Source organism: Verrucomicrobiia bacterium, from assembly GCA_035946615.1.
GTDB lineage: Bacteria > Verrucomicrobiota > Verrucomicrobiia > Limisphaerales > UBA8199 > DASYZB01.
In genome coordinates this window covers 1-10,053 of sequence record DASYZB010000054.1, presented here as the reverse complement: position 1 = coordinate 10,053, position 10,053 = coordinate 1, and the positions used below count along the sequence as shown (strand labels likewise).

Below are 10,053 nucleotides of genomic sequence, written 5' to 3'. Positions count from 1 at the left end.
CCAAAATGAACTGCTCGGTGGCCTCCGGACTGATACGGGGCAGGAGCGCCGAATAAGTGACGCGGGAGCGGATTTCCTCGTTGAGGGTCAAAGCCAGCGACTGGAGCAGCGGGGGTTGGCCCAGGAGCACGAGGTTGTGGGAGCGGGGAAAGTCATCGCACAACAGGCGCAGTTTGCGCAGGCAATCGGAGGGCATGAGGTGGGCGTCATCAATGATGGGCACAAGCATTTTGCCGGCGCGATAGACGCGCAAGGCTTCCTGGATCAGGAGCCGCTCGCAGTGGTGGTCATGGCCCTTCAGTGCGGGGGCGCGGGGGCCAATGGGCTGGAGGCGCTGATGGAGGGTTTCTCCTTGGCATGTTCGCTGTAGCTGATCAGGGCAGCGCCAATCATAATGAAGACAACCCCAGCCCAGCGCACGCCCGAGACCTGCTCATGCAGGAAAAGCATTGCGGCCACGGTGGCAAAGACAAAGCTCAGGGCAGTCAGCGGCCACAAAAAGCTGATGTCGCTCTCGGACATCAGGATGAGCAGGCAGATAAAGAACAGGGCCTCGAAAAAGACGCCGAGAAGAATGTGGGGATTGGTGGCGCCGGCCTTGAGCACGCGGGCAATCGAGGCGGCGTTGACCTGTTGAATGCCACCGAGCTGGTTCATTCCCTTTTTCAAGAGCACCACGCCGGTACTTTCGAAGAGTAACCCGATGAAAAGGATTAAGAGCAATTTGGCCATGTCACAAGTCCTGGTAACGGATGAGTTGAATCCCGAGCCGTTTCACTTCGTCCTGCACGCGCGGGCTGATCAACGCGTCGAACTCGTGGCTAAATTCATCGAGAGAGGGATGGGAGTAAAGCTCCGAATCGCCGGGCGGCAGGCGCGGCAGCAAGCGCATCACATAGCGCTCATCCACTCGCGCGTTCTGCAGCAACCCGAACACGGCTTGGGTATGGCGAAAACCAGCCCGGTGCAGAACTGGCCGGCTACGGGCGGAAAGGCAATGGAAGATGGCTGCGTGGAGGGTGCGATAGGCCAGGTAACCGGAAGCCAGCCGCAAATTGAGCCAGAACGGATCGAAGGTCAGCCGGACCCGCTGGAATCGGAGTTGGGGCGCGTCCTGCATCAAGATACGGAAAATGGCCGGGTGCAGGTGCAGATGCAAATGGCCGTTGACATGATCGAGCGGGAGACCTGTGGCGTGGAATTTCGCGAATTGCGCATGAATCTCGGCGCGCAATTGTGCTCTGAGTCCGGGCGTAAAAAAGTAGCGGAACCCGGCAGCGGTGGGATTGTCCGTAAATTCCTGGCGCAGGTTGACGAGGCCCGGGATTTGGCCCTGAAGCAGGGCTGAATGGCCACAAAGAAAAGTGAGGTGAAGGCCCACACCCAGGCGCGGATTGTCGCGCGCGAGGGCCACTGCCTGGTCAGCGGCCGATTCATTGACCATGAGGCTGGTGGTGGTGAGGATGCCTTGGCGATGGGCGCGAACAATTGCCTGGTTGATCGATTCCGAGCGGCCAAAATCGTCTGCATTGACAATCAGCCGGCGGGCGATGCTCGGGTTCATGGAAGCCCGAGGACTGGCGCAGTCCAAGACGCTTGGCGCGGACTTAAGCGCATAATGCGGTCGGGTTAGGGGACATTTTCGCGCAGTTCCTTCAGCCACACTTCGGCTTCGGAATCGCTGGGGGCGCGCCAGTCGCCTCGGGGGGAGAGCGAGCCGCCGGAGCCGACCTTGGGTCCGTTAGGCAGGGCCGAACGTTTGAACTGGCTGATCTTAAAAAACCGGTACAAAAACACTTCGAGCCACTTCTTTATTTCCGGCAGGTCGTATGCAAAACGCTTGTCCGCCGGCAACAAATCAGGCCAATCCCCGCGCGTTTTGTTGCCCCAGGCATGGAGGGCCAGAAAGGCCACTTTGCTGGGGCGAAAACCGTATCGGGTGACAAAATACAGATTGAAATCCTGCAGTTCGTAGGGACCGACCGTCGCGGAGGTTTTCTGCGCCGGGCGTGTGGAATCGCCATCGGCGTGCGGAACCAGTTCGGGCGAAATCTCCGTTTCGACGATGGCTTGGAGCGTGGAGTTGGTTCCCTGATCGAATTGGCCCGAAGAGATGACCCAGCGAATGAGATACTGGATGAGGGTTTTTGAGACCGAGACATTGACGTTGTAATGGGACATATGGTCACCGACGCCGTAGGTCATCCAGCCGAGGGCCAGCTCGCTCAAATCGCCGGTGCCCAGGACGATAGCCTGGTGGAGGTTGGCCAGCCGGAAAAGGTGCGAGGTGCGTTCGCCGGCCTGGACGTTCTCGAAGGTCACGTCATAGACGGGTTGGCCGCGCGAGAAGGGATGATTGATATCGCGGAACATCTGGGTGCAGGCGGGTTTGATGTCGATTTCACCGGCAGTGACGCCCAGGGCGTTCATGAGGTTGCGGGCATTGGTGAGCGTTTGGGTGCTGGTGGCGAAACCCGGCATGGTGTAGGCCAGGATGTTCTTTCGCGGCAGGCCGCTGCGGTCAACCGCCTTGGCGGCCACAATCAGCGCTTGAGTGGAATCGAGCCCGCCGGAGATGCCGATCACCACCCGTTTGGTTCCGGTGCAGGAAAGGCGCTTGAGCAAGCCATGGACTTGAATGTTATAGGCCTCGTAACAGCGCTGGTCCCGTTCGCGCGGGTCGCTGGGGACATAGGGGAAGCGGGCGATTTTGCGCTGCAAGGCAACGTCTCCCTGGGGCACCTGAAACTGGAATGGGACGCGGCGAATGGCCTCGATCCTGGGGCGGGCATCGCGAATGGAATCGTTGAAGCTGCTCATGCGCATCCGGTCCTGGACCAGCAGTTCGAGGTCAATGTCTGCGGTGATCATTTGCTCGTGATCGGCGAAGCGCTCGGATTCGGCCAGCAGGTCGCTGTTCTCGTAGATCAGCGCGTGGCCGTCCCAGGCCAGGTCGGTTGTTGATTCCCCAGGGCCTGCTGCCGAATACAAATAGGCAGCGATGCATTTGCCCGATTGCGAGGCGCAAAGGCGGTGGCGATATTCCGCCTTGCCGATGGTGATATTGCTGGCCGAGAGATTGGCCAGGACCGTGGCGCCGGCCAGGGCGGCGTAGGTGCTTGGGGGGATTGGCGTCCAGACATCCTCGCAGATTTCGATGTGAAGTTTGAAGCCAGGGACATTCTGCGCATCAAATACAAGGTCGTTCCCAAAGGGCACGCGGTAGCCAAGGAAATCGACCTCGCGCCCCAGGCTGTCGCGTCCAGAGGTGAACTGCCGCTTTTCGTAAAACTCGCGATAATTGGGCAGGTAGGTTTTAGGGGCAATACCCAGCACGCCGCCGCGGTAAATGACCACTGCGCAATTGAAGAGTTTGGCCTCAAATTGCAGCGGGGCGCCGACCAGCAAAACGGGGCTCAGGGTCTTGCTTTCTTTAATGAGCCAGGCCAGGGCGTCGCGGGTCGCTTCGAGCAAGGCGTCCTGGTGGAACAGGTCCTCATTCGAGTAAGCCGAAATGCCCAACTCGGGAAAGAGGGCCACCGCCACATTGGCTTTATCAGCCAGCTTGGCCAGTTCGAGGGTGCGTTGGGCATTAAATGCCGGATCGGCCACCCGCAACGAAGGGATGCACACTGCAGCCCGGATAAAGCCGTGTGAGTAGATGGAGTAAAACCGCTCACGCATGGTTATGAATTACTCGAATCAGGCGCGTGTTCCAATGGCAAAGTACTCAGTATTGGGAGGAGTCCCTCCCTTCGGAAGGGGAGAGGGTCCTTGTGGCTTTCGCAAGCGGTTTTCCACTTCTGATGTGAAGGATGTCCGCATTGAGGACAAAGGATGGCGTGATAGCCGTGGGGTTTCCCGGCGAGCGGCCCAAATCGTAATCAACACCACATTGAAGCCGCTCAATTTCGGCTCGATGCTCACCGAAGAGCGGCGGCGGTTTATCGCGGGCGCCGCGAAGAAGGAGCTGGTTCGAGGGTAACGAGTTCCGAGTTCCAGAGAAACGGGCTTGACTCGGGTAGGCGATGGGCGAATAGTCAGCTTTATGAAGGCCCCATCGTATCCCACTCGCGTTTGGCGCAATGGTTTTACGCTTATCGAACTGCTGGTGGTGATAGCCATCATCGCCATCCTGGCGGCTATGTTGCTGCCGGCGCTGGCCCGGGCCAAAGTCCGCGCCCAAGGCACTGCTTGCGCGAACAATACCAAGCAACTTCTGCTGGCCTGGCACATGTACGCCACAGACAATCGCGATGAGCTTCCGTTCGGCTACTCCGTTGCCCGCCCGAATTCCGCTTTTGTCTGGGTGCAGGGTATCCTGGACGATACGAATCCAAAGTTTAACGACAATTGGAATTATACTAACACGATCATGAAAGGGGTCCTCTGGCCGTATTGCACGTCGGTGGGCATTTTTCATTGCCCGGCGGATACCTCGCGTGGCATCGACCCGCAGGGCAACGCTGTGCCGCGCCGGAGCGTTTCGATGAGCAACTGGGTTGGGGGCAATGGGGACAGCCCGCAGACTCTGTATAAGGGATATTGGGGCTTGAATGCGCCGGGCTCGCACGTCGCGCGCAAGCTTTCTGAGATCGGGTTTCCCGGGCCGTCCATGACCATCGTGCTGCTTGACGAACGCAAAGACAGCATCAATGACGGCTATTATGTGATCGAGATGGACGGCTACCCCAATCCGGGTTCAACCAAGATTGTGGATTACCCTGCCAGCTACCATAACGGGGCCGCCGGTTTTGCCTTTGCGGATGGGCATTCGGAGATTCACAAGTGGCGCGATGGCCGCACCATGCCTCCGCTGGGGCCCGCTCTGCAACTGAACGTAGCCAGCCCCAATAATGTGGATGTGTTCTGGATGCAGGACCGCTGCCCACATTAAACACCGCTTTTACTGGGGAAAACGGCGGTCCGGGCCAGTCAACCCAAGAAACCCCTACCGCGTGTATTACGGGCGCGAAGGCCGGACGGTCATCATCCTGCTGGGCGGCGGAGGCAAACGGCGGCAGGACGCCGACATCGCCGCCGCTTTGGAACGATGGAAACGATACAAACAGACGAGAGCATAAAATGGCACTGACACGAGATTACAAAGAAACCGTCGTGGCGCGGATCAAATGCGACCGCAAATTTGCGCGGGCGCTCTACGCCGAAGCTGTGGGCGCATTCCTTGAAGGCGAAACCGCCGAAGGACTTTCCATGCTTCGCGACCTAGTCCATGCCGAAATTACGTTCAAAGAACTGGCCCGGCAGACCGGACTGGGCGAAAAAACACTGCACCGAATGCTGAATCGAAACGGCAATCCCACAGCGCGCAAGCTGGGGATGATCGTCAAGAGCATCGCGGAAGACTTGGGTATCAAACCGCGCGTGGAAGCAGCCGCCTGCCGATGAGCGAAATTTGAATCGCGCAAGAAAACAGCGCCAAGCGAACAACGAGAACGCGCAACACGCTGCTAAAGCGAGTCGGCGACACCAAGGAACTGTGGAAAAAGGCTTCCATCGCAAAGGGCGAGGAGGCCGTGGAAGCGCGTCCCAAATTTTGCTGATTTGTTGGTCGAGTCCGAAGGCCCCGAAATTTTACTCTGGGCTTTGAAGCTGCTGCGGCGAAAGCGTGTGCGCGGTTTGTAACCGGCATCAGCCAGCGGCGCGAAATGGCGGTCTTTCGATATTAGAGCCTGTACGACGGTGCTGGTATCCAGGCAGACAATCATCCTTTGTGCAGGTCCGCACGTGCCTGACGAATGACTTCCGGTTTCAATTTGGGCTGCGCAGGACCCATGCGGCGATATCGGCTATCACGGTTGCATCCAGGTTTCCTGGCTTCTCGTACTCTGCGGGAGTGCTCTTGCCCTCACCCGCCACAAACAAATGGTTTAATGCAGGGTAAAGCTTAAAGGTCACTGTCGGCTTGGAAGCGAGTCCTGCCTTCCAGCCATCGAAATCAGCCCGGGTGACCTGGTAATCGCGCCCGCCTTGGAGAATCAGGCAGGGCAGGGGCAAGGATTTGGCAATCGCCACCGGGTCATGGGCACGCAGGTCCAGCCAGTAGGAAGCGGGAGCGCCCAGCAAGGTTTCTTGTGATGCTGAATCGGATGCCGAAAGCTTCTTTACCTTGGCGGCAGCCTCCTGGACCGCCGCGAGCCTGGCCTTCTCGGCCGCTGATGGTTCACCCGAAAGGGACACAAGGTAACGGGTCTGCTCGACAATCAAATCTTCCAGGGGGCGCGTGGACCCTGCCAGAATAATCAGGCCGGCGATAGATCGGTCGGCCTGGGCAATTCGCGGCGCAACGGTTCCGCCCAGGCTGTGGCCCAGAACAAAGATGCGGTTCGGATCGAGTCCATGGGTTGATCGCAATTGCCTGACCGCGCTGAGGGCGTCTTCGATGGTTTCCTGTTGCACCGTGAACTTCCCGATGCCCTGCTCGGCGAGCTTTACCGCGTATTCTTTGGTCCGCTTTTCATAGCGCAAAACGGCGATTCCTTTTGCCGCCAGGCCCCAAGCCAGGTCGCGGAAAGGTTTGATGGCGCCGACCGTTTCATCGCGGTCATTGGGACCGGAGCCGTGGATCAGAAGCACCACCGGTAATTTGCCGCCGGCCTGCCGAACCGGAAGGGTGAGCGTGCCCGGCAAGGCCCGTGGGCTTTGGCCCACGGTAAAATTCGTTTCGCGAAAGGAATTCGTGGGCGCGTAGGGAGGGGGAGCGGCAGCAGCGCCGTCTGTCGTGTTGGGCATAAAAAACAGGCCAGCCACCTGTCGATTTGCGTTGAATACGACCTTCACATCCAGCCGTGCGCGCTCGAACTGGCACGTCACCAGCGCCACGTCAAAGCCGCCAACCCGGGTCGCGCGGGTTTGCAATGGCTTTTGGAATGAGCCGACCTGGCTTTGAAGGGCTTGCCAGGTTTCTTTGAGTTTGTCCTCCGGCAGAGCGGCTTTCATCGTAGCGTCTGAGCGGGCAACGGCGCTCTTGAAATCTCCCTTCGAGAGGAGTTGAACGTACTGCAGGCCCGAGGCCGTTACATCATCAACCCCCGGCGCGGCGAGAAGGGGCATTGCCGTGCTAAAGGCCACCAGCAAGGCGGCTAGGGTTACACAGTGAGCCGTGGCATAGACTGCAGGGAGGAAGGGACCCCTTGAGGTTCCCCTCTCCCCCGGCCCTCTCCCCTTCGGAAGGGGAGAGGGAGAAGCATCGGTACATTCAAGATATAGTTCATGTCGGGGACTCCTCAGCATTGATAAGGCTTTCATAATACATTCTTTCTGATTTAGGTTTCGTGTCGTTTTCGTTCTGGCCGGTGCGGCGAGACGCCACTCGAACCCGCCGGCGCGGGCGCCTGCGGGACGTGGGCGGCGCCGGCTGGCACAGCGTGTGGTCCTTTTCGTTTGGTCACCGCCTGCTTGAGGACGTATTCGATTTGCCCATTCACGCTGCGCAACTCATCCGCCGCCCAGGCTTCGAGCTCTGCCCAAAGGCCCGGGTCAATTCGCAATAGAAATGCCTTGCGCTCAGCCATGCCACCCTCAGGCGTAGAGGGTGCCGGTATTGACGACCGGGTGGACTTCGGCTTCGCCGCAAAGCACCACCATCAGATTGCTGACCATCGCGGCCCGGCGTTCGTCGTCGAGTTGGACCACGTTTTTCTCCGCCAGTTCCTTGAGGGCCATATCGACCATGCTGACGGCTCCATGCACAATTTTCTGGCGAGCGGCAATCACCGCTTCGGCCTGCTGGCGGCGCAGCATGGCCTGGGCGATCTCGGGGGCGTAGGCCAGATGCGTCAGGCGCGCTTCATCGACCAGGACACCGGCTTTGTCGAGCCGCGCCTGCAGCTCCCTCTGGAGGGCCTGGGAGACCTCATCCACCCCACTGCGCAGAGTGACTTCATTCTCCTCGCCGTGATCGTAGGCAAAGCCGCTGGCCACATGGCGGATAGCCGACTCGCACTGGATGCGCACATAGGTCTCGTAATCGTCCACGTCGAACATGGCCTGGGCGGTGTCCTGAACGCGCCAGACTATCACGGCTGCGATTTCGATGGGGTTTCCCCGCTTGTCATTGACTTTAAGCTTTTCGCTGTTGAGGTTGCGCGCGCGCAGCGAGATTTTGTTGCGCCAACTCTGTTTCGTGGCGTAGGAGGTTTCTGCAGGTTGTTTCTCCTTGTTAGCAGCCCGAATCAACGCCGCTCTGAACGACCCGCCTTTGCTGCCATTGGAGTAAAACGGATTGCCCCAATGAAACCCGCTCCGGCGCACGGTTCCTTTATACTTCCCAAACAGCACCAGCACCCGGGCCTCGTTTGGCTGCAGCGTAAAGAAACCGGGCATCAGCACAACCGCCAGAATGATCCCAAGCAGGCCCAGGACGAACCAGCGCCAGGCGGGATGCCCGCCAAACCTGTCGCTTATGGCAATGGAATAGATGAATAAAGCCAGACTCCCCAGTTTCAAGATAATGACAATTGGCAGCCAAATCCATCCGTTCTGGACCGTGACCGCCCGTTCGGCATTGGTATTTGCATTTGTAGGGTTCATAGATGGTTCCTTAATTGAACTCGCGTTCATGTTATCGTTATGATATCATATTGCAATCAAAGGTCAAGAAGTATTTCCGATTGATTATCAATGACTTGCCGGTGCGCATTCCCAAGATCACCCGGGTGGAAACCGCGTGTTAAATGATAGGGTAGCCACCCCATTGAAAGTTGCCAGGGGCGAGATTAAAAACATTGAGTCTCCAAAACACCGCGGGCGAGAAAAATGAAAGGATATCTCTATGCGTCAGTACATCGCTTCAATAACTGTAAAATCTGCATTTCCCGTCCGTATTATTGTCGCCCTGGGTGTATCATTGTTCGTTCTTGCCGCTTCAATGCCCAGTGCAGCCCAATTTTACGAACAGACAAACCTGGTCTCTGATGTGGCGGGGTATGCCGCCTTCACCGACACCAATCTTGTCGGGGCTTGGGGCGTAACGCATCTGGCGACCAGTCCCTGGTGGGTCAACAGCACCATGGGGCACGTCTCGTTGCTGTTTAATGGGGCCGGACAGCCATTGCCCGTAGTGGTGGCGGTTCCACCCACCAATGTTTCCACCCCCACGGGTATTGCGTCATACGCGGGCGACGGCTTCCAGGTGGGTAGCAACCTGCCCTCGCGTTTTATTTTTGTGACTCTCAACGGGACTATCTCCGGCTGGAACCCGAACCAGGCCGACCGGACGGTCGCTGTTCTCGCAGTGGATAATTCGGCTACGTCCAGCTACACCGGTGTGGCCATCGCTCAGCAAAATGGACAGGACCTTCTCTATGCCGCGAACTTCGGGCAAGGGACCATTGACGTGTTCGATACGAATTTTAATGCGGTTGTTTTCGCTGCGGGGGCTTTCGCCGATCGCAGGGTGCCGGCGGGGCTGACTGTATTCAACGTGCAACTTCTTGGGAGCGACCTTTACGTGACCTATGCGCCGACAAATGTCTTTTCCACCTTTGGGGGGCTGGGTCAGGGCTGGGTCGATGCGTTTGATGTAAATGGGATGCTCGAGAGGCGGCTGACCTATGGTTTTTGGATGAACGCGCCTTGGGGGGTGGCGTTGGCGCCGGCAAATTTCGGGCCATTCAGCAACGACATCCTGGTTGGGATGTTTGGTAACGGCGCGATCGTTGGTTTCGATGCGAAGCATGGGCATTTCCGCGGCTTTCTGAAAGCGACGGACGGCCTCCCGCTGCGTATCGACAAAGGATTGTGGGGGCTGGGATTCGGCAATGGCGCCAGTGCCGGACCGACCAATACTTTATACTTTGCCACGGATTTCTCCTTTGCCGGGGCGTTCCATGGGCTGTTCGGGGCGCTGACGGTGGCGCCTGGAGGAGACCAGGACAATGATCATGATGATCAAGGCAAGTAAAGCCCGGAGGGACGTGCTCCTGGGAATCCCGATACTTGGGGCAATCTGCCTTCTTTAGCCGCGAAGGAGCGCAAAGAGCGCAGAGAAACTGAACAGCACATTGCTCAGAGAGTTTTTCAAAGTCGGGC

Annotated in this window: 12 protein-coding genes; 5 read left to right on the top strand and 7 right to left on the bottom strand. The window is 58.3% G+C overall.

Annotated elements, in window-relative coordinates:
* The 4 genes from VG146_08880 to VG146_08865 form a co-directional block, all read right to left on the bottom strand.
* Positions 1 to 253, bottom strand: a 253-nt coding sequence (locus VG146_08880; GenBank protein ID HEV2392461.1) for a hypothetical protein, incomplete at its 3' end; no start/stop codon positions are given.
* A 44-nt stretch (positions 254 to 297) separates the two neighbouring features.
* Entirely contained in the window at positions 298 to 732 is a 435-nt protein-coding gene (locus VG146_08875; protein HEV2392460.1) for an EamA family transporter, read from the bottom strand.
* A gap of 1 nt (position 733) precedes the next feature.
* Positions 734 to 1,564 (bottom strand): hopanoid biosynthesis-associated protein HpnK, encoded by an 831-nt coding sequence (gene hpnK, locus VG146_08870; GenBank protein ID HEV2392459.1) that lies wholly within the window; start codon positions 1,562 to 1,564, stop codon positions 734 to 736.
* A gap of 65 nt (positions 1,565 to 1,629) precedes the next feature.
* Positions 1,630 to 3,684 (bottom strand): NAD(+) synthase, encoded by a 2,055-nt coding sequence (locus VG146_08865; GenBank protein ID HEV2392458.1) that lies wholly within the window; start codon positions 3,682 to 3,684, stop codon positions 1,630 to 1,632.
* Positions 3,685 to 3,808: 124 nt separating this feature from the next.
* Between VG146_08865 and VG146_08860 the strand changes: the two genes are divergently transcribed.
* From VG146_08860 to VG146_08845, 4 genes are all read left to right on the top strand, one after another.
* The gene (locus VG146_08860; GenBank protein HEV2392457.1) at positions 3,809 to 3,985 is read left to right on the top strand and encodes a hypothetical protein; all 177 of its coding nucleotides are present in this window, start codon (positions 3,809 to 3,811) and stop codon (positions 3,983 to 3,985) included.
* A gap of 63 nt (positions 3,986 to 4,048) precedes the next feature.
* Positions 4,049 to 4,897 carry a prepilin-type N-terminal cleavage/methylation domain-containing protein gene (locus tag VG146_08855; GenBank protein HEV2392456.1) on the top strand — a complete coding sequence of 283 codons (849 nt, stop codon included), beginning with the start codon at positions 4,049 to 4,051 and terminating at the stop codon, positions 4,895 to 4,897.
* Positions 4,898 to 4,958: 61 nt separating this feature from the next.
* Complete coding sequence (locus tag VG146_08850) at positions 4,959 to 5,084, top strand: hypothetical protein (protein ID HEV2392455.1); 126 nt, start codon at positions 4,959 to 4,961, stop codon at positions 5,082 to 5,084.
* 1 nt (position 5,085) lies between these two features.
* The gene (locus tag VG146_08845; protein ID HEV2392454.1) at positions 5,086 to 5,409 is read left to right on the top strand and encodes a transcriptional regulator; all 324 of its coding nucleotides are present in this window, start codon (positions 5,086 to 5,088) and stop codon (positions 5,407 to 5,409) included.
* 363 nt (positions 5,410 to 5,772) lie between these two features.
* Here VG146_08845 and VG146_08840 read toward each other — a convergent pair whose 3' ends face one another.
* From VG146_08840 to VG146_08830, 3 genes are all read right to left on the bottom strand, one after another.
* Positions 5,773 to 7,074 carry an alpha/beta fold hydrolase gene (locus VG146_08840; GenBank protein HEV2392453.1) on the bottom strand — a complete coding sequence of 434 codons (1,302 nt, stop codon included), beginning with the start codon at positions 7,072 to 7,074 and terminating at the stop codon, positions 5,773 to 5,775.
* A 212-nt stretch (positions 7,075 to 7,286) separates the two neighbouring features.
* Positions 7,287 to 7,535: a hypothetical protein gene (locus VG146_08835; GenBank protein HEV2392452.1), complete on the bottom strand. Its 249-nt coding sequence runs from the start codon at positions 7,533 to 7,535 to the stop codon at positions 7,287 to 7,289.
* A 7-nt stretch (positions 7,536 to 7,542) separates the two neighbouring features.
* Positions 7,543 to 8,553, bottom strand: coding sequence for an SPFH domain-containing protein (locus VG146_08830; GenBank protein ID HEV2392451.1), 1,011 nt, complete (start codon positions 8,551 to 8,553; stop codon positions 7,543 to 7,545).
* Between the two features lie 241 nt (positions 8,554 to 8,794).
* Here VG146_08830 and VG146_08825 point away from each other — a divergent pair, with 241 nt between their 5' ends.
* Positions 8,795 to 9,925 carry a TIGR03118 family protein gene (locus tag VG146_08825; GenBank protein HEV2392450.1) on the top strand — a complete coding sequence of 377 codons (1,131 nt, stop codon included), beginning with the start codon at positions 8,795 to 8,797 and terminating at the stop codon, positions 9,923 to 9,925.
* Positions 9,926 to 10,053 lie beyond the last annotated feature (128 nt).

Coding starts and splice junctions, on each gene's coding strand:
- VG146_08875 (HEV2392460.1), bottom strand. CDS start 732: ATGGCCAAATTGCTCTTAATCCTTTTCATCGGGTTACTCTTCGAAAGT.
- hpnK (HEV2392459.1), bottom strand. CDS start 1,564: ATGAACCCGAGCATCGCCCGCCGGCTGATTGTCAATGCAGACGATTTT.
- VG146_08865 (HEV2392458.1), bottom strand. CDS start 3,684: ATGCGTGAGCGGTTTTACTCCATCTACTCACACGGCTTTATCCGGGCT.
- VG146_08855 (HEV2392456.1), top strand. CDS start 4,049: ATGAAGGCCCCATCGTATCCCACTCGCGTTTGGCGCAATGGTTTTACG.
- VG146_08845 (HEV2392454.1), top strand. CDS start 5,086: ATGGCACTGACACGAGATTACAAAGAAACCGTCGTGGCGCGGATCAAA.
- VG146_08840 (HEV2392453.1), bottom strand. CDS start 7,074: ATGCCCCTTCTCGCCGCGCCGGGGGTTGATGATGTAACGGCCTCGGGC.
- VG146_08835 (HEV2392452.1), bottom strand. CDS start 7,535: ATGGCTGAGCGCAAGGCATTTCTATTGCGAATTGACCCGGGCCTTTGG.
- VG146_08830 (HEV2392451.1), bottom strand. CDS start 8,553: ATGAACCCTACAAATGCAAATACCAATGCCGAACGGGCGGTCACGGTC.
- VG146_08825 (HEV2392450.1), top strand. CDS start 8,795: ATGCGTCAGTACATCGCTTCAATAACTGTAAAATCTGCATTTCCCGTC.